This is a genomic window from Thalassospira sp. NFXS8, assembly GCF_040148805.1.
In the GTDB taxonomy this organism is placed as follows: Bacteria; Pseudomonadota; Alphaproteobacteria; order Rhodospirillales; family Thalassospiraceae; genus Thalassospira.
In genome coordinates this window covers 192,187-212,385 of sequence record NZ_JAGEMF010000006.1, presented here as the reverse complement: position 1 = coordinate 212,385, position 20,199 = coordinate 192,187, and the positions used below count along the sequence as shown (strand labels likewise).

11 protein-coding genes and 1 tRNA gene are annotated in these 20,199 nt (G+C 52.8%); 6 read left to right on the top strand and 6 right to left on the bottom strand.

The window, feature by feature from the left end; translation table 11 throughout:
* The 5 genes from J4E05_RS22785 to J4E05_RS22765 all read left to right on the top strand — a co-directional run.
* Positions 1-3,689 (top strand): cadherin-like domain-containing protein (locus J4E05_RS22785; RefSeq protein ID WP_349600486.1); only part of this gene is annotated, 3,689 nt, incomplete at its 5' end.
* Between the two features lie 207 nt (positions 3,690-3,896).
* The gene (locus J4E05_RS22780) at positions 3,897-5,468 is read left to right on the top strand and encodes a TolC family protein (protein ID WP_168184804.1); all 1,572 of its coding nucleotides are present in this window, start codon (positions 3,897-3,899) and stop codon (positions 5,466-5,468) included.
* 58 nt (positions 5,469-5,526) lie between these two features.
* Complete coding sequence (locus tag J4E05_RS22775) at positions 5,527-6,402, top strand: efflux RND transporter periplasmic adaptor subunit (RefSeq protein ID WP_085587599.1); 876 nt, start codon at positions 5,527-5,529, stop codon at positions 6,400-6,402.
* Positions 6,402-7,745, top strand: a complete 1,344-nt coding sequence (locus tag J4E05_RS22770; protein ID WP_349600482.1) for an efflux RND transporter periplasmic adaptor subunit — start codon at positions 6,402-6,404, stop codon at positions 7,743-7,745. Before J4E05_RS22775 ends, J4E05_RS22770 begins: the two co-directional genes overlap by 1 nt.
* Positions 7,746-7,754: 9 nt before the next feature.
* A complete protein-coding gene (locus tag J4E05_RS22765; protein ID WP_349600479.1) occupies positions 7,755-9,875 on the top strand; it encodes a site-2 protease family protein in 2,121 nt (706 codons plus the stop codon).
* Between the two features lie 5 nt (positions 9,876-9,880).
* On the opposite strand, the gene J4E05_RS22760 is transcribed toward J4E05_RS22765, so the two are convergent.
* The 6 genes from J4E05_RS22760 to J4E05_RS22735 form a co-directional block, all read right to left on the bottom strand.
* Positions 9,881-11,098, bottom strand: a complete 1,218-nt coding sequence (locus tag J4E05_RS22760; RefSeq protein WP_349600476.1) for a GIY-YIG nuclease family protein — start codon at positions 11,096-11,098, stop codon at positions 9,881-9,883.
* A complete protein-coding gene (locus tag J4E05_RS22755; protein ID WP_349600473.1) occupies positions 11,091-13,145 on the bottom strand; it encodes a DEAD/DEAH box helicase in 2,055 nt (684 codons plus the stop codon). Before J4E05_RS22755 ends, J4E05_RS22760 begins: the two co-directional genes overlap by 8 nt.
* Positions 13,146-13,550: 405 nt before the next feature.
* Positions 13,551-14,867 (bottom strand): PDDEXK-like family protein, encoded by a 1,317-nt coding sequence (locus J4E05_RS22750; protein ID WP_349600470.1) that lies wholly within the window; start codon positions 14,865-14,867, stop codon positions 13,551-13,553.
* Positions 14,864-17,629 (bottom strand): class I SAM-dependent DNA methyltransferase, encoded by a 2,766-nt coding sequence (locus J4E05_RS22745; protein WP_349600467.1) that lies wholly within the window; start codon positions 17,627-17,629, stop codon positions 14,864-14,866. The genes J4E05_RS22750 and J4E05_RS22745 overlap by 4 nt, the downstream gene beginning before the upstream one ends.
* Before the next feature lie 237 nt (positions 17,630-17,866).
* Positions 17,867-17,942 (bottom strand) — tRNA-Ala (locus J4E05_RS22740).
* A 110-nt stretch (positions 17,943-18,052) separates the two neighbouring features.
* Positions 18,053-18,355, bottom strand: coding sequence for an FYDLN acid domain-containing protein (locus J4E05_RS22735; protein ID WP_085587611.1), 303 nt, complete (start codon positions 18,353-18,355; stop codon positions 18,053-18,055).
* 406 nt (positions 18,356-18,761) lie between these two features.
* Between J4E05_RS22735 and aroA the strand changes: the two genes are divergently transcribed.
* The gene (gene aroA, locus J4E05_RS22730; protein ID WP_349600464.1) at positions 18,762-20,108 is read left to right on the top strand and encodes a 3-phosphoshikimate 1-carboxyvinyltransferase; all 1,347 of its coding nucleotides are present in this window, start codon (positions 18,762-18,764) and stop codon (positions 20,106-20,108) included.
* Positions 20,109-20,199: the final 91 nt, after the last annotated feature.

The following is a 20,199-nucleotide window of genomic DNA, read 5'->3' as shown; positions in this document are numbered from 1 at the left end:
GCGGGACGATCACGGTGTCGATTGGCAGTGCGGATGCCAGCGAACAGCTGACGATTGACAGCAGTGCGCTGCCCACCGGTGTGACGGCAACCGGGGGTGCCAATGGCACCAACCTTGTCATCACGCTTGATAACGACACAACGATAGCCCAGGTCAATGCGATCCTTGATGCCATTCGTTACAGCACGACTTCGGATACCTTCACTGGTGGCGAACGAACCATCACGACGACGCTGAGCGACGGAAACAATGTGCAGCCGGATGGTGGCAGTGGCACGGTGGATGCGGGTGGTCCCAATCCGTTAAGCCAGACGCTGATCTCGAAGATCACGGTTGTGGAAAAGAATGACCCGCCGGTTGGTGGCGATCAGACGGTGACGACGAAGGAAGACACGGGCTATGCGCTGAAGGAAGCGGACTTCCATTACAGTCAGCCAGGTGGGGAAACCGATAGCTTCAAGGCGGTGCGGATTGATACCCTTCCGGCCAGTGGCACACTGACCCTGAACGGGACGGCAGTTACGGCAGGTCAGGTCATTGCGCTGGGCGATATCAGCGATGGCAAGCTGGTTTATACCCCGGCAGAGAATGTGAATGGCGACGGTGTTGCCAGCTTCACCTTCTCGGTTCAGGACAGCCGGGACGGGTTTGATACGAGCCCGAACACGATCACGGTGAATGTGACCCCGCAAAACGATGCCCCGGACTTTAATGACACCACGGGTGTTGTTGATACGGTGAATGAAAGCACGGATGCCAATAAGGGTGTTCCGGCGACAGCGATCATCACGGGTGCGAATGTTGGTGATATCGACCTTTCAACGACAGGCGCGCTTGATAGCGATACGTTTGGCGGCGGGACGATCACGGTGTCGATTGGCAGTGCGGATGCCAGCGAACAGCTGACGATTGACAGCAGTGCGCTGCCCACCGGTGTGACGGCAACCGGGGGTGCCAATGGCACCAACCTTGTCATCACGCTCGATAACGATACGACGATAGCCCAGGTCAATGCGATCCTTGATGCCATTCGTTACAGCACGACTTCGGATACCTTCACCGGTGGCGAACGAACCATCACGACGACGCTGAGCGACGGGAACAATGTGCAGCCGGATGGCAGCAGTGGCACGGTGGATGCGGGTGGTCCCAATCCGTTAAGCCAGACGCTGATTTCGAAGATCACGGTTGTTGAAAAGAATGACTTACCCGAAATTTCGGGGAACCCGGCTGTTACAGCGACCGAAGATACCGATTATGCTTTTGCTGTTTCGGATTTCCATTTCAAGCAGTCAGGTGGTGAAAGCACGGTTGATACCGAGCTTAACAAAATCACAATCAAGACCCTGCCCGATAGCAACAAAGGCCAGCTTTTGTTGCAAACCGGGACCGATGGCAATTCAAACCCGATTTATAGCGTCGTTACGGCGGGACAGGAGATTTCGGCAAGTGATATTGCGTCGGGCAAGCTGATTTATCGTTCGGATGCTAATCTGAACGGGCCGGAAGCGAAAACCGCATTTACCTACACCGTATGGGACAAGGGCCACGCGAGCAGCAATAATGTTGCGGCAGAATCGGCCGTTGGCACCATGGATATCGATGTTAAAGCGGTAAACGATGCCCCGGTGCTGTCGGGAACCGCAGAATCACCGGCAATGGTTATCAAGAAGGACGGAACCGGCACCACTGGCACGGCCGCACTGGCCACCGGTGTTAGCGTTTCCGATATCGATATTACCACTGACGGCGATGTAAGCAGTTATGGTGGCGGATCAATCACCGTCAGCTTTACGGATGGTTATCAGGCAGGCGACCGGTTGACCCTTAATGGAGGGACGCTGGCCGGTATGACGGGCGTTACCGGTGGTAACGGGTCGGCGCTGGTGATTTCGCTGGCGAATGATGCGACATCTGCCCAGGTCAAGGCGATCATTGAGGCGATCCGTTATGGCAGCGTCGATGCCGATCCAACGGCTGCGAAAACCGACACCACCCGGGCCTTTTCGATTGTTCTGAACGATGGCGATAACAACGCCGACGGGGGAACGATTGATGGCACCAATGATGCCGGTGGGCCGGACAGCCTGAATTCGGCGGCATTGACGGGAACCATTTCTTTCCGTTATCCGCCAACGGCGACGGACGATACCGTTACCGTTTCCAAGCTGTCGACCACGGGGACGGGGAATGTCAAAACCAATGACAATGACCCGGAACATACGCTGGACCCGACCCATGAAGCGGATTTCAGTCTGTCGCAGGTGAATGGCGATAGCGGGAATATTGGCAAAACGCTTACCGGTACCTATGGCACGATTACGATCAATGCGGATGGCAGCTATAGCTATCAGCTTGATACGACCAATCCTGCTGTAGTTCAGCAATTGCCAGGCGATGCTGACCTGACAGAGAGCTTTACCTATGAGATTACCGACAATGACGGGCAAAAAGACACTGCCACGGTTCATATCAAGATTGTTGGTAACAATATTCCACCCGAGGCGACCGATAACAGCAATGCCGTCAAGGTTGGCACCAATGAAACTGCAACCGGCAATGTAATTACGGACAATAACGGGCATGGTGTTGATAGCAACGCCGAAAATGTCAGTCAGAACCTTTCGGTAGTGGGCATTAACGGTGGCAACGGCAATATCGGCACAGCCATTGCGGGGGCCTATGGCACAATTCGCGTCAATGCGGATGGTACCTATAGCTATGTTCTAAATTCATCGAACAGTACGGTTAGAAACCTGCCGGTTGGTCAGACCCTGACCGAGACATTTACCTATACATTGTCCGATGGCATCGATACGGATGTTGCGACGGTCAGAATTACGATCAACGCGCCAAATGTGTCAAAGCCGCCAAGCCCGCCGCCACCGCCATTGCCAACCCCGACTGATCCGGGGCCGGGGGAAACACCGGGCACACCTGATCCGGGACCTGGCGGAACCCCCGGGCCGTCAAATGATCCTTATACCCAGGTTGTAAACACGTTTGGTTCGGGCGTTGATTTTCATTCACCGCTAACCAATCCGGTACGGCTTACTCTGGAATTGCAGGATCGTGTGGCAACAGCAACGGGCATTCAGTTGTTCCCGCTGCCGGCAACCGCGTTTCAGCATACGGACCCAACCGAAACCCTGGATATTGATGCGTCCCAGCCTGATGGGTCACCCTTGCCATCGTTTGTGAATTTTAACGCGCAAAACCTGGTGTTTGTGGTGGACGGCGATGCCGCACGTATTGCCGGGGTGAAGAGCCTTGATATCCGCGTGACGGGTCGTGATACCCACGGCAACGAGGCAACGACGACCTTTACCATTTTGTTCACCGACCGAAATGTTGATGCCCCTGACGAAGGCACAACAGACGGAGAAAAATCGGATGAAGACGGTGGGGACAATGCCACACCAGCAGATGGTGACGGCAATACGCCTGTTGATGACAACGACAAAGCCGATGGCAATTCCAATGCAAACGGTGAAGGGGCGGCACAAGGCGATAATAACGCTGATGGTGCAACAGCGGATGCGCGGGATCAACAGGCGGGACTTGCGGCAAAAGAACGAATGTTGAGCCGTATTGCCGTTGATGCCCAGGCAATGAATTACGGACGGCACGCTATTTTGGCGGAACGAGAAGCCTTGCTGGCGGATTTTGCAGCCCTGTTTAAGGGCTAGCATCGGGGAAGCAGCAAGCGAAGATTTTGACCGGAAGCCACGAGGATGGCTTTCGGTGGGACTGGAGTGAAAAACAAGGGGCCGCCAAGGCGACCTTTAGAAGGGGGAATTCCGTAGCACATCGGTAAGCGGCCATTTCGGGATGGCTGCTGGTGTGTTGTGGAACGAGCTTCTTTTAAGGGGGAAAAGAAGCAAATGGTTACGAAAATGAAAATCACAAGAATTACAAAAACGAAAACGGGCACAATAATTGCCAGCAAGACCTTACCGGTTATGGCGGCATTTCTGTTTTTAAGTGGTTGCGCTGTGAAGATGGAGCCGATTAGCGATGCTGATCTGGCAGCCGCGGCGCAAAGCGACATGGCCCTGATTAAATCATCGGTGCCGGAAATTAACGGGCCGTTGACATTGCCAGATGCCATTGCCCGGGCGTTAAAATACAATCTTGCCAATCGGGTCAAGATTATGGAATCGGCGCTGGCGACAAAAAACTTTGACCTGGCCAAGCTCGACATGATGCCGCTTTTTAAAGCGGATGGCGGTTACAGTGCGCGCACTAACAAAAACGCAACCAATAGTCGCGATTATGCAACCGATGTTGAATCACCATCCTATTCCTATTCCGACGATGCCCAGCATTGGGATGGCAATTTACGCTTCAGCTTTAATGTGCTGGATTTCGGGATCAGTTATTTACAGGCCAAGCAGGAAGCTGACCGTGCTGTTATTGCCCTGCACGCACGTACCAAATCAATGGCGCGGTTGATTCAGGAAGTGCGCACATCGTTCTGGCGGGTGGTTTTGCTCGAACGTGTGGCCCCGGAAGTGGACGATTTGCTGGTGCGTGCAGACCAATCGATGAAGGATCTGGAAACAGCCCGGACCGAGGGGTTGCGTCCGCCATTGGCTGTTCTGGAAGACAAGCGTGCCCTGATTGAAATCATTCAGCAGCTTGAAACCATGCAACAATCGATTGGTGCGGCCCGTATCGATCTGGCTTCGCTGATTAACGCGCCAGCAAAAACTGATTTGCAATTAAAAGTCGGCAGCGATTTTCCGCCCTTGCCGCGTAAACAGCCCGATTTTGACAAGCTGGAATTGTATGCGCTGGTTCATTCCTCGGATTACACCGACGAAATCTATAATCTGCGCATCGCCCAGAACGAATCGCGCAAGGCGATTGCCCGCCTGTTTCCGTCACTGGAAGGGTTTGGATCGCTGAATGCCGATACCAACCATTTCCTTGCCAACCGGTCATGGTATGAAGCCGGTGCGCGTGTATCGTGGAACCTGTTTAACGTGTTGCGGATTGGTGACGTCAATGAAACCAACGACGCGCGCCGCAATATGACAGTCGCCCGGCGTATGGCCGCCAACATGGCTGTGATCACCACAGTCCATGTGTCGTGGCAGGAATATGCCGATGCAAATGCCCGCCTGGACCAGGCCAAACGAATTGACGAAATCGACAAGGAAATTTCCAAGCTGACGGACGAGTCTGTTGCGACGGATGCCGTCACCGGGATGGAGCGAATTCGAAGTGAAATTCGGTCCTTGCGCTCGGCTGTGGCCCGTGTGCTGGCTTATTCCGATGCGCAGGATGCCTATGGCCGTTTCCTGTTCAGTCTGGGACTGGTGCCGGATGTCACATCGTCGTTGAATGCACCGGAAGAGGTTCTTGCCGAAAAAATCAAGGAATCGCTTGATAAATGGGAAGGGGGCGACCTGCCGATGATTGAAAATATTGGGACTATTCCTGATTTTGTTGATGAAAAATAACGCGTGAAATGCCGGGATATGGGGTAAAACAGCGCCATGTCCGGGCGGAGTTTATAGAGTGTTCAGTGTGAAGACGGGAATTTTTGGTGTGGTTCTGGCAGCGACAATGGCGCTGTCACAACCGGCATGGTCGCAAGGTGTTGATGCGGGGAATAGGGATTTACCCGCCCTGATACCGGCTCCTATGCCTGATTCTGCCGGAAATTTCCCGGGGGCAGATGTATCGGGTGATCGTTTTCAGGGGTCGGTTCGGGCCAAGATCCGCCCGGTGCAACATGCCATTTTGTCTGCGCCGCTGTCGGCGACACTGGTGCAATTGGGCGCACGCGAAGGCAGCCGGGTTAAAAAGGGCGAGCCCCTGATGAAATTTGACTGCACCCCGCTTGAGGCGCAGTTAATTGTATCGCAAACCAGACGCAAGGCCGCATTAACCAAACTTGATGTTAATGAAAGGCTGGAGAAAATTCACAATGTCAGCAAGCTGGAACTGTCGTTAAGCCGGTCTGAAGTTGAACTGACGGAAGCTGATATCAAGGGGATCCGGGCGCAATTGGCGCAATGTTCGGTTGATGCGCCGTTTTCGGGGGTCGTGACCCAGCAATTGATGCAGGCCCGCGAATTTGTCCGTGCCGGTGACCCGGTGTTGCGGCTGGTGAATATCGAGGATCTGGAAATCGAGATGGTCGTACCCTCAAGTTTGCTCACACGTTTGCATCGCGGGGACCATTTTGATTTGCATGTCGACGAGTTGAATCGCAACATTCCGTCAACCATCAAATATGTTGTGCGCGAAGTTGATCCGGTAAGTCAGACGGTGCGGGTTATTGGTGCCCCGGTTAAACCCGATGACGACCTGTTACCGGGTATGAGTGGTAATGTCAGTTTTGACTTTAGCCAGACACAATCCGCACAAATTGCGCCGGCGACCCGGTAATGACAACACAGGATAATGCTGCGGGCGCACGTGGCCTTGCCAATCTTTTATTGTTGCAGGACCGAATCCGTGATGCCGATAGTCGGGCGGCCCTTGGTGCCGTTGTGGTTAATGACAGCCGGATCATTGTGCCTTACGACATTGCCGTATGCTGGCAGGGCGAACGGGGACGGGGCGATGTGCTGGCCGTATCGAACCTGCCCGAACCGGAACGGCAATCGGCCTTTACATTGTGGAGCAAGAAGCTGTGTGCGCATTTGTCGCGCGCACGCCATGCCCGGCCAACCCGCATTGCTGTTGAGGATATCGACCAAAGCCTTCAGGTCGACTGGCCGCATTATTTGCCATCTCATTCATTGTGGTTGCCATTGCGGGCGCCGGGTGGGCATGAATTGGGCGGCATGGTGTTGTCGCGTGCCAAGCCTTGGCAGGACGAAGAATTGCGGGTTTTGGAACGGCTGGCAAAAACCACGGCCTTTTCACTGGAATTTCTGATGCGCCGTCGCCGCAGGCGTAACCTGTTACGCAATCGTAAGCGGTTTTTGCTGGCCGGTGTGGCAATCGCGGCAATCGCAGCAGCGATGTTTATCAAGGTGCCGTTGACAATTCTGGTACCTGCCGAGGTGGTGCCACTTAACCCTTATGTGGTGCGCGCACCGTTGCGCGGGGTTGTTGATACCGTGGATGTTGATGCCAATCAGATGGTCAAGGCAGGTGATAGCCTGGTGCATATGGATGCGACTCAGCTTGAAACCGATCTGGCCGTGGCACGCCAGGAATATGAAATTGCCATTGCCGAATATCGCCGCAGCCAGCAGGCGGCCAGTTCGGATCGGGAATCATCGAGCCAGATGCAGGTTTTGCTATCACGCGTGCATCAGAAAAATGCTGAACTGGAATATATCACCGGTCAGCTTGCCCGTGCCGATATCAAGGCCCCGCAGGATGGCATTGTGATTTTGCCTGGCCGCACCGAAATGGCCGGGTTGCCGGTATCGCAGGGCGAACGCCTGATGGTGCTGGCAGACCCGAAATCGGTGGAAATGGAATTATGGTTGCCGGTGAATGACCGTATTCCGTTACATGACGATAACCGGGTGGTTCTGTTTTTAAATGTCGAACCCGACCATCCTTATGAAGCGAAAATGCGAATTGTGGATTTTCAGGCCAAAAACTCGCCCGCCGGGGTGTTGTCGTTTCGGGCGCGGTCGGGCTTTGTTGGCACCGACCGGCCAAGGGTTGGCCTGCGGGGGGTTGCCAAAATATACGGCGATGATGTGCCGTTATATGTGATGTTGTTTCGCAGGCCGTGGGCAGCGCTTCGGCCCTGGCTGGAACTGTAGGGGCGATTTATGGCCGCACCGGCGTTATCCTTTGGTCAGCCCGGACGACAGCAGGAACCGCCACCGGTTTTGCGGCGCGACCTTGATATTGTTCCGGGGGAGCCGGAACGTAATGGGCGCCCGGTTTATATTTTGCATGATGCAGCCGCCGGGCGGCATTTTCAGCTTGATCCGGTAACGGTTGATTTGCTGCCGCTGATTGATGGCAGGCCCGCCGACAAAATTTCACAACTGGCAGAAAAGTTTCTGGGCCATACCGTATCGACCGAGGAAATAACCCGGCTGTTTGGCTTTTTGCGCGCCCATAACCTGGTGCTGTGTGATGACGTGCAGCATGGTCGCCATAAAACCCAGCTTAAAATGAAGCCGGGTTTGGCGGCCAAACTGGTGAAATCCTATATTTCATTTCGGTTGCCATTGTTAACGCCGGACCTGTTTTTAAACCGTACGATTGGCTATGTCCGCTGGCTGGCATCCTCGCCAATGGTGTTTTTGCATGTCTGTGCCGCCCTTGCTGGCATTTACCTGGTGTCGCGTCAGCCCGATGTGTTTTTGCATACCCTGCGCGGATTTTTATCGTTCGAAGGCATTGTCGCCTATGGCCTGGCAGTGACAGCGGTAAAATCGGTACACGAGCTGTCACACGCCTATACGGCCAAGGCGCACGGCTTGCGGGTGCCGGTGATTGGTGTGGCTTTCATTGTGTTCTGGCCGGTTTTATATACCGATACCACCGATGCCTGGCGGTTGCCCAGCCGCCGTGACCGGCTGGAAATTGGTGCTGCCGGGGTTATATGCGAACTGGTGATTGCTGCCTGGTCGATGTTGTTGTGGAACCTGTTTCCTGATGGTCCCATTGGGTCCATCCTGTTTCTGTTTGGCACCAGCACCTGGATTCTCAGCCTGTTTGTCAATTTGAACCCGCTGATGCGCTATGACGGATATTACCTGTTTTCCGACCTGGTGCGCGAACGCAACCTTGAAAGCCGCGCCCATGCCGTATGTCGCTGGAAATTGCGCGAAGTGGTTTTGGGCCTGGGCGCAGTTCCGCCCGAAAAGCCGACTTTGCTGTTGATCGGCTTTGGCTTTACCATCTGGGTTTACCGTTTTCTGCTGTTTTTTGGCATCGCATTGGCGGTGTATCATTTGTTCTTCAAAACACTGGGGATCGTCCTGTTTCTGGTCGAAATCTATTTCTTTATTGCCCGACCGATCATAAAGGAAATCGTTGTGTGGTTTTCATTTGGCAAATTGCTGAAATTCAATTTTGCGCTGATGCGATCACTGGCGGTGCTGGGGGTGTTTCTGGCGTGGCTGTTGATCCCGTGGCAGGGCGACGTCAGCGCGCCAGCGGTTTTAACCCTGACTTATAATACCGTTTATGCGCCAATGGCCGCCCGGGTGGAAAAGGTTTTGGTCACAACCGGGCAGATGGTGAAAAAGGGCGATGTTATTGCCCGCCTGCAATCGCCTGAACTCGATGAACAGATTGCGGTTGCCGAACTTAAACGTGCTGAACTGGCATGGGAAAATGCCAGTATCGGCGTTGATGCCTTGCGCCAGAACCGGGCATTGGTGCTTGCCAGCCAGTTTGCCACCCAGGAACGGGTTTTGCGCGGCCAGCAGGCGCAACAACAGCGTCTGGTGCTACGTGCGCCTGCGTCGGGAAAAGTGGTCGATATGAACGACACCATCAATCAGGGCGCATGGATTGGTGTGGATGAACCGGTTTTATCGGTGGTCGAGGACGGGGCAGAAGTTATCGCCTATCTTGATGAATTGTCGCTGCCCAGAATTGAACCGGGGGCCACGGCCACATTTTATTCCGAAGACGGGGTTCAATTGCCGGTACGGGCCACGGTGTCGCGGATTGATGCCACCGGGGTCACCAACCTAACCGAACCCTATATGCGGTCACAAAATGGCGGACCGATTGAAACCGTGGAACAGCCAGATAAAAGTTTCGTGCCCGGCCGCGCGATTTACCGGGTGGTGTTAAAAAACACCACTGGTGCCAAAGTCCCCAGTGCCGTGCGTGGTAAAGTGATCATCACCGCCCGCCCTGAAAGTCAGTTTAGCAAACTGTCACGCCGCATGGTGTCGCTGTTGCAGCGTGAAAGCCAGCTTTAGGCATTTTATTCTATTTTCATCAGGTTTGCTGTTTTTGGGTCATAAATATAGTCGGCAATGGTCCCTGCGCGGATTTTTTCAACCGCTTCGTCAATGACGAATAGCGGTACTAAAAACCATTCGCGCGGCGTAACGGGATTACCAAAACGATCCTTGATTTCAATTTCCAGCCGGGCGGGAGCAAAAACTCGGTGAATCAGGTTTTCCAGTTTGGTGCGGTTGATATTGAAAAGTTCATAGGTGGCAACAATTTCAACATCGGCCAGCAAAAAAGTGGCATCGAGTTTGGCATTGGCAATGCGTTTTTTTACATCACCACTGGTCACGCCAATTTTGTGAACAATATCGCGGTTTGCCGCAACCAGCGGATGGTCCGATTGGCTGCGCAGGATATAGATTTTGCCACTGGCGGCATCGCCATCCTCGCTGATATTGGCAAAAAGCGGCCCGGCAGCAGGGTCCGAAACCATGCGGCTGGTGTCGTCCTTATACAGGGCCCGCTGAAGCGAGCGTAATAACAGGTTGCTTTCGGTGCCATTGGAATAGATCACCCGCAGGCGGGCATCGGATTCGCCATTGGGGGCCTTGATGGTGTCGCCCTTTTCCGCGACATAGGCCGTCTGCCCGCCCAGAATGAAAAACTGCCCCTGGGCAATGTCGGTTTTTAAAAAACCGGCATCGCGGCGAATTTGTCGTGTGACACGCAAGCCGTTATCAAGATCCTCAAAGACGGATTTGAACAGGGGCGAAAATTTTGCAAAGTCCCGGCATTTTTCGCGATTGGCAATTTCCTCGGCTGCCCGGCGTTCGGCGGTGGAGCGCACATGCCGCAATGTGGTGATGTCCTTGCCATCTGTCATATGGGCATCATCAATGCCCAATTCGGCCAACAGGGCATCGTCATCCATTGCCGCAATATCGACCTGGTTTTGAAGATGCGATTCATCAAACAACCCCTGATGATCCAGCGGGGTTAACAGGGTGCGGCAGTCTTCCTGCGCGCGCAGGCGGTCCAGGCGCACGGCATACAGGCGTTCAAAAATATCGCGGTGCTCGCCATGTTGCGGGGCATGGCCGTGTTCCTCGACAAAATGCTGGATGTCCTCGAACCCGGCGATGATCCGTTCCTCGCGCGGGGTGTGAGGGGCGGCCTTTTTGCTTTCCACCTCAACACCCAGTTCGGCCAACAGGGCATCGTCTTCGTCGGTAAAAAGGTTAACCATTGGCGGCCTCGGCCTTCATGCGGGCCAAAAAGGCAATGCCCTCGGCCATTTTTCGTTCCCAGGCATCGGGCGAGTTTATGTCGGGCAAGCGGCCACGCTCCTGCTTGAATTTTAACGCCCGGCGGGCCAAATCGCGGGCTTCTTCCGGGGTCAGCTTTACCTTTTTGGCCGAAATAATGGCTGCGACTTGTTTGAGCCGTTCTTCGTTCATGGCGACGGACAAAATGGCATAGGCCTCGCCAAAGGGGTTGATCCGGTCAATCATGTCAATGTCGAGTTCGCGCACATCCATGGCAAATTTGCGCACCCCAACCACAAAGGCGATGTTGGCGGTTTTGGTTTCCTCGCCGGTTTTCAGGGCGGTTTCCTTGGCCTTTTGCGTCAGGGTCAGGGCGGCAATGGCGTGCTGGCGCACCGCTTCCTGGTCGGCATTATCAAGTTCAGGATATTTATCCTTGATGATCTTTCCCATCCGCACCTGGGTTAATTCCTCTGGCACCAGTTCCTCGTCAAACAGGCCGCGTTCAATGCTGGTTTTATCCTGGACAAAGGCGGTAATCACTTCGTTTAAGTCTTCCTGGCAAATGCGGGTGGCTTCACGGCTTTTGGGTTCGGCCAGGCCTTTGATTTCAATCTGGAACTGGCCGCTATCTTCGTTAAAGCCAACATTGCATTTATCGGGGTCATAGCCGCCTTCGCCATAATCAAACCCGTCAACCGGTCCGCAGGCCTCGTTTTTCGGTTTGAAATTAAAACGCGGGGCCAAAACCTGTTCCATCAGCAGGCTCGCGGCAATGGCTTTTAGGGTATCGTTGACGGCCTCCGTCACGGCCTCGGCACTGGCATCGGGTTCGGCGATCAGGTTGGTGAAACGGGCGCGTGTTTTTCCTGGCGCATCGCGGGTGGCACGGCCAATAATTTGCACCACCTCGACCAGGCTGGAGCGATAGCCCACCGTTAACGCATGTTCGCACCATACCCAGTCAAAGCCCTCCTTGGCCATGCCAAGGGCAATGATGATGTCCACATGGTCGCGATTATGCTTTTGCGCCGGATCTTTTAAGGCGCTTGAAACGCGGTCGCGCTTGGCCGGGTCATCATCGACCAGATCGGCAATGCGCAAAATCCGCCCGTCCGCGGTTTTGACCAGTTGAAAGCCGGTGGCGGGGTCGGTGCCCTGCCAGTCGCCCAGTTCCTCGATGATATGTTCGACCTCGCGGATTTTGTCGCGCGTGCTTTCGCGTGAATTGACCGACGGAATGTGAATGATGGTTTTTTCACCGGGATCAAGAACCTTTAAAATATCCTCGGCATAGGCCCCGGCATAAAAATAATAGCCAATATCAAGCGATTTCAGATATTTATAGCCATTCAATTGCTCGTAATAGGTATAGGTGACAGTGGCAAAGCGGGCCTCGTCCTCGGGTGAGAGGACGGGCACGGCATCGCCGCGAAAATAGGACCCGGTCATGGCGACCATATGAACCTTGTCGCGCCCGATCAAATAGCCCAGATGTGTGCCCAACCGGTTATCGCCATCGGCGGAAACATGGTGAAATTCGTCCACGGCAATTAACCGGTCATCAAAGGCGGCAATGCCAAATTGCTCAACGGCAAAACGGAAGGTGGCATGGGTGCAGACCAGTATCCGGTCTTCACTGTTTAAAAACGCGCCTAATGATTGCACCTTGCCGCCATTTTCCGCGCCTGGCGCGTTGCACAGGTTCCATTTCGGTTCCACATGCCAGTCAGCCCAAAAGCCGAATTGCGATAACGGCTCATCGGCAAAACTTGACCCGATGGATCGTTCCGGAACCACAATAAGCGCCTGTTTCAGCCCCTGATGATACAGTTTATCCAAAGCAATAAACATCAGCGCCCGGCTTTTGCCCGATGCGGGCGGCGATTTGATCAGCAAATATTGCTCGCCACGCATTTTATAGGCGTTTTCCTGCATCGGCCGCATGCCCAGTTCATTGGCCTTGGTTGATTTGCCATTTTGCACATATGTCACCGAAACCGAGGGGACAGATTTGAGACCGGTCATAAAGTCACTTCCTGTTTGTGTTTTTACGTCCTGTTTCCCCCACGTGCCAGAAAGGCCGGTGAAGCGGGCGGCAGGTGAACGGGCAAGAGGCAATTGTGCAATTTTGCAGCCAGAATGCGCAAGGATCAAAACCCGATCAACAAAAAACAGCGACATTAAAATTCTTTAAGGCGTTGATTTTGATGAATTTGTTGACAGAACCGTCAAGAAGGATGCTGCCAAAATCAAAACACGATCAAAACTTTTACCCTGTCGGGTTTAAGCCCAATACGGAACATACCCTGCACGCGGGTGATTGGGATCGGCGGGTTTGATTTGGTTTTTATCAAGTGCCTGACGAATAACGGTAGATGCCTGGGCCGCGTTTTGTGAAATGATACGGAAATTTTTGAAAAGTATGAAATTTTATTCCAATGGTTGTTCTTTTCCATGCGGCAGGAATTGAGGCAGAACTTCGGCGATCGCCTCTATTTCGGTTTTGAAGGATTTTATGGCTTTTTTTAATGCGGCTTCAATTTTTTCAGGATCATGCACATCATCAACGGTGAAAAAGTTCTTCTTGAAAAACTTCGAAGACTTTTTGTTTTTTTCCGATGCTCCACGCTGGAAACCAATTTTATTCAGATTTCTTTCTTGTGCGATTCGTTCAATTTCTTCAATCAACGCTGTTCTGAAGTTGGAATCCTCTAATGGTCCGACTTCTGCATAAAAGCGAATTTTGCCAGACCCATCGTTGCCATCTGATGTCAGCTGAAGCCATACACTGACCGGAAACCCGCCCCCCCAGCTTTCGCAGCCATGCCAGTATTTATAGTCACCGCCAAAGGCCTCAAACCAGCTTTTCGGTAAGAAATTTATTTTCTCCAGATCAGAATAGACGAAGACAAGGTCTTGATCTTCAACAGAAATAACATCGGGATAGTCAAGATTCTCGCCAAAGACTTTTTCACAGGCAATCGAAAAATCTGTGCTCATTCCGTTTTCGACAATAAAGTCAATAACCCGTCGGTGATTACGGTAAAGCTGGCGTGCAAGTTTTTCCAAATATTCCTGCTCTTGGCTCATTCCCGTTGCCTCTTGTATGACGTCCAGATAATGCTTTAAAAACGTTTCAACTTCGGGTGAAATTGGACGCTGACCCTTTAGAACATGCTGTTCAAGCAAATTGCATATGGATGTATATTGAATCGGCGCATAGCGGCCATCTTCCGGTTCTTCGTCCCACAGCGTCAGAAATATTCCGCGAATATATTGATAGCTGTCTTTTTCTTTAAAAACAGATTCAACATCATTCATATATCTTTCCAGCTGGTTGCTGTGTTGCCTGCTATCGAATTTGTTTTCAATCACAAAAATCCAGCCATTGCGGGCGCTAAGAACAAGTAAATCAATATGGTGCCATTCCCGACGGATCTCTGCATCCATCAGATCGGCCTGAGAGACATCCAGGGCGCTTGGTTTTACGGTGCTGCTATGGCCTTGCAACGCCTCTGACAAGAATGCCTTGAGAAAGCTGTCACCAAGGCCGTGCGTTTCCTGAGGGTTCAATAACCACGCGAGAATGGCCGAGTGGCGAATTTCCATTCGCTCCATTGCCATTGTTTTAATCGGGTTGAACCGGCCCAAATACGCGCGGATCTTCTCCAAATCCACATTATTAACAAACAGGCTTTCCAGTTCGTCGAGCGTTGGTGCCGCCGTCTCATTCTTATCATTCATCATGCCGGGGCTTTCTGCGTCATGCGGGTATAAAGCTCAAACAGTTTTTCCAGCCGTTCGGTATCGTTTTTAAAACGACGGCCGATATAGATGCGCTCCAATACCTCGTCATTGCGCTCATGGGCGGCACGAACCAGCGGAAAGTCGCTATCCATCCGTTTGGGGTCATACATCTCGGCAATGGTGGCGGGAAAATACTGCTCACGGGCCAGTAAAATTTCCTCGGCACAGCGGGTCAGCTCCGCCTTGTCATTTTCGGTTAGTTTCGGCACCGGAAAGGTGTTCCAGCCAAGGGTGTTGGAATAGCGATATCGGGTTTCAAGTTTACCGCAGACTGCTGCAATCCAAACCAAATGCAGGCGGGAGGCTATTAACGCCATGTTCCAAAGTGGTGCGTCATAGAGGGCGAATGCCTGATTCGTTGTTCCCGTGCACCCTTGTAAAGCAATCGTAGGCAAATATTCGCGGGTTTCAGATGATACTTGGGGGGCTAAAATAGTTAACTTTTCTGCTAAATTCCGGTCGCGATATTGATGTGAACGGGAAACTAGTGCATTATAGCTTGAATCTTTGCTTTCTGAGCGCGTGATTCTAACATTTTCGATTCTTTTGGCAATTATTGGGATGCTTAGGGCAAAATATAGGTCTTTGTCATCAATCCACAAGCAATAACGCTGCAATCCTTTTATAAATTCTTGGGCTCCATAAAGAGGTAGTATAAGTTTTCTTGCGTTCGGATATGTTTTTAAAAGATTGTCTTTTTCTACTCGAGAGAGAGAAAGATGGTTGCCATCTCCGGGCAAATTTCCATAGTTCATTTTGTGAATTCTGGAAATTGGTTTGCTGCTGGTATTTACCACAATTGGTGATCCAGGTAATAAGTATGGATTAATTTCCGATACTTCTCGAACCATATCACCATCAAATATTTTTTTTGGCTTATCGGTTCGTCCTACACCAACAATAACTACCGTGACGCCAGCGTTATGAGTTGCGTTGTTTGCCCATTTGAATGAATGATGAGCAAAAATGATTTGCAATCCCTTTGCGAACAAGTGAGGCCAGTATATAGGAATTTGAGTGCCTTGAGTTACTGAGTTTGTTGTTACAAATGCAAATTCTCCTCCATAGTCTTTTACGAAATCCGATGCCTTCTCTATCCAGCCAAATACATAATCTAGAGATGCACTGGATTTAATTTTTGAACCTAAAATATTTTTAAGATCTTTTTTTTGCTCTTTATCTTGGTTTCTTCTTCCTATGTATGGAGGATTGCCGCAAATATAGGTTTCGCCACCCTCATTCTCGAAATCGATTTGGGCCTGATCGAGCGGAGAGTTGAATAAATCGTCGCTATGGAGTTTGACGCCTTTGCCGCCGCGGGCATCCATCAGGCTAAGCCAGTCCAGGCGCAGGGCATTGCCGCAAATGATCCAGTTTTGCGCATCCAGCGGCAGGAAGGTGGCCAAGGCCTCCTTTTGGCCGCGATAAAGCACGTCGCACTGATATTCGGCGATGATCAGGGCAAGGCGGGCAATTTCGGCGGGGAAGTCGCGCAGTTCGATGCCGCGAAAATTGGTTAGCGGTATTTCGGATCGGCGGTCGCCCTCGCCCCGGCGTTTGTTGATTTCGGCTTCAATCGCGCGCAGTTCCTTATAGGCAATCACCAGAAAATTGCCGGAGCCACAGGCCGGGTCAAACACCCGGATGCGGGCGATACGGTTGCGCAGATTAAGCAGTTTGCGCGGGTTTTTATCTGCATCTGCCAGTTTGTCGCGCAGATCATCCAGAAAAAGCGGGTTCAGCACCTTCAGGATATTGGGCACGCTGGTATAATGCATGCCCAATGCGCCGCGTTCGTCGTCATCGGCAACGGCCTGAATCATGGAGCCGAAAATATCGGGATTGATCTGTTGCCAGTCCAGCCCGCCAATATGAAGCAAATAGGACCGGGCGAATTTGGAAAAGCGCGGCACCTCGGTACTGCCGGAAAACAGGCCGCCATTGACATAGGGGAAGGCATCGGCCCAGCTTCTGATGCCAGCTTCTTTGCGATAGCGGCCATCGGATTTGCCATTGTGGCGAGTGGGCGTATTCATGGCGCGGAAAATTTCCGAAATCACCTCGTGGGTGTTCGAGGAATCCGGGGCGCTCATTTGGTCAACGGTGGCGGTAAACATGCCGGTACTGCGAAAAATATCGGTATCTTCGGCGAAAAAGCAGAAAATCAGCCGGGCCATGAAATGGTTCATTTCGTGGCGGCGTTCGGCGCTGGCCCAGTCGGGGTTATCGCGAAGCAATTCGACATATAATTTGTTCAGGCGGCTGGTGGCGCGAATGTCAAAGGCGTTTTCGCGAATTTGCGCAACTGTGCTGATGCCCGCCAGCGCCAGGAAAAAGCCGAAATGATTGGCAAAATCGGCATAATCGCACACCACCACTTCGCCGGTGGTCAGATCTTCGGCCTGGAAGTCGCTGCCATCGGTGGCAAGGATGAATTTTGCCCGGGCGCGTTTGGTGGCGGGGCTGTCTTTTAGCGCGGCAAGGGTTTGGGCAGCCTCGTTCTGTTCGCACACCTTAATATGGATATTACTGGTTTGCAGAACGCCGCCCAGGTCGGATTTGTTCGAGGCTCCGCTGCGCAGCTTTTTGATTGTGGTGGCCTTGTTGCCAAAGGCCTCCAGAAAGGCAAAGGGGAATTCCGCTGCATCAAACGGCTGTTCGGCCAGTGTGGAAATCGCTTCTTCGATTTCGACTGCGTTCACCTTTTTCTCTCCCGGTTTCGGTTTGCCATGCGGTTTTTTGTGCCTGTTTAGCGCCTGTCGGGGGCGAAGATGATACAGGTTCAGGGGCTCGCTATTTCTTCCAAATATTCAGCCGATGGCTGGATCGGAAAAAATAGGTTAATTCAGGCCGGATGCAATGAAAAAGGCGGGTTGGTGCGTATATAAAGTAGCGCCCAGATACAACAAAACCCGTCGCTTTAGGCGACGGGTTTTGATTGGTGGAGCCGATCAGGATCGAACTGACGACCTCTACAATGCCATTGTAGCGCTCTCCCAACTGAGCTACGGCCCCATAATCATTTTAGTATCGTCCGCGCTGCAATTTCCAAGTGCTTGTCCGTTGCAGCGCGGGGATATTTAGAAGGTTAGGTGACGGTTGGCAAGACCTAATTTCAAAAAAAATTAGCGGTCTTCGTCGTTGTTTTCGACATGTTCAAGAACCTCGCCGAGATCATCATCGTCTTCGCCCAGATCAGAGGCGTCTTCGAGAAGATCGTCGTCGATATCGGTATCGACATCATCGTCGAGATCCGAAACATCTTCGATGTCGTCGTCCTGTTTCTTCGGCTTGGCTACGGCCACCCGTTTGGGTTTGGCAACCCCGTCTGCCGTGCCACATTTCGGGCAGACAACCGGTGTCCGATTCAGGTCATAATATTTGGTGCCGCATGCGAGGCAATGACGTTTCTTACCGCGGGCTGACATTACGGTAGACCCTCTTTATACCAATTTTTTACAAAAGTGGAACGAAGGACTACGCCCTTCAATCTGATTGGCCCAATTGCCATCTTGTTACAGCCTTGTCAAAAGGAAATTGCACCTGTTTTCACAATGCTTGCATTCGGAATTATTCACAGCGGGTCATCTGGCGATTTGTGCGTCGTTAAATCCCAAGGATGCTGGCCTGTTACGCATTCTCTATGCTAGAAAATGGCCCGGAACGGTCTTGCGTATTTTTACCCGGTTTTCGCAGGGTGAATTTCGTGCATATTGCCGTTTTAGAAATTTCGTTTATCCAAAGTCCGGTCCCCGTCTCGCTAAAGTTCGGCGCCGGTCTTAATTATGGTCCGGCCCCGGCGGCCCGGTTCGCAGCAAAATACAGGCAGATCAGATGAGTTCAGCGCAAATCAAACGTCCCTTGCAATCCGCCAAATGCGGCGCCCTGACAGGCGATGTGCGTGTACCGGGTGATAAATCGATTTCGCACCGGTCGCTGATGTTTGGTGGCCTGGCGGAGGGCGAAACCCGTATTACCGGCCTGCTTGAAGGGGAAGATGTGCTGGCAACCGCCGATGCCATGCGCAAACTCGGTGCGACAGTTACCCGTGATGACGACGGTACCTGGCATGTCCATGGCGTTGGCGTCGGCGCGCTGCGCGAGCCCGATTCTGTGATTGACATGGGCAATGCCGGTACCGGGATTCGCCTGCTGGCCGGGATTGTGGCCACCCACCCGATTACCACGTTTTTTACCGGGGATGCGTCCTTGTGCAAACGCCCCATGGGCCGCGTTGCCGACCCGCTGGCCGAATTTGGCGCAAAGTTCATCACCCGTGACCGGGGCCGCCCGCCAATGGCGGTGATTGGCACTGACGAAGCCGTACCAGTGACCTATACCCTGCCCATGGCATCGGCCCAGGTGAAATCGGCTGTGTTGCTGGCGGGCCTTAATACGGCGGGCACGACCACTGTGATCGAACCCAAACCGTCGCGCGACCATACCGAACGCATGTTGCGCCATTTTGGTGTCGATGTGGATGTACAGGTAAATGACGATGGCGGTCGCACCGTCAGCCTGACCGGGCCGTGCCAGATGACGGCGGCCGATATTGTGGTGCCAACTGATCCGTCTTCGGCAGCGTTTCCGCTGGTGGCGGCATTGATCCACCCCGAATCGAACGTGACGATTCGCGATGTCTGCCTGAACCCGCTGCGTACCGGTCTGATCACCACCCTGATTGAAATGGGCGGCGATATTACCATTACCAATGAACGCGAAGAAGCCGGTGAAACCATTGGCGATCTGGTGGTGACGGGTAAAAACCGGCTGAAGGGCATTGTTGTACCTGCTGAACGTGCGCCTTCGATGATTGACGAATACCCGGTTCTGGCGGTGGCAGCGGCCTATGCCGAAGGGGAAACCCGGATGTGCGACCTGGAAGAATTGCGGGTCAAAGAATCGGACCGGCTGGCTGCTGTGGCGGCCGGTTTGGCGGCAAACGGCATTATTCACCGGATCGAAGGGGACGACCTGATTGTGACCGGCGGGGTTGTGCCCGGTGGTGGCATGGTGGAAACCCATCTGGATCATCGGATTGCAATGTCGTTTCTGGTGTTGGGCCTGCGGGCAGAGAAACCGGTAATGGTTGACGATGCCGCCCCGATTGCGACAAGCTTTCCGATCTTTGAGCAACTGATGGCGGATCTGGGTACAAATTTTGCCCCGGTAAAAAACTGACCATCAGGCTGTGACGGTTGAAGGCTGCTGTTATTTGTATTTTACGGTGCGGCAGGCTTCGTTTTTGTCATTATAAAATCGGGATCGGAAA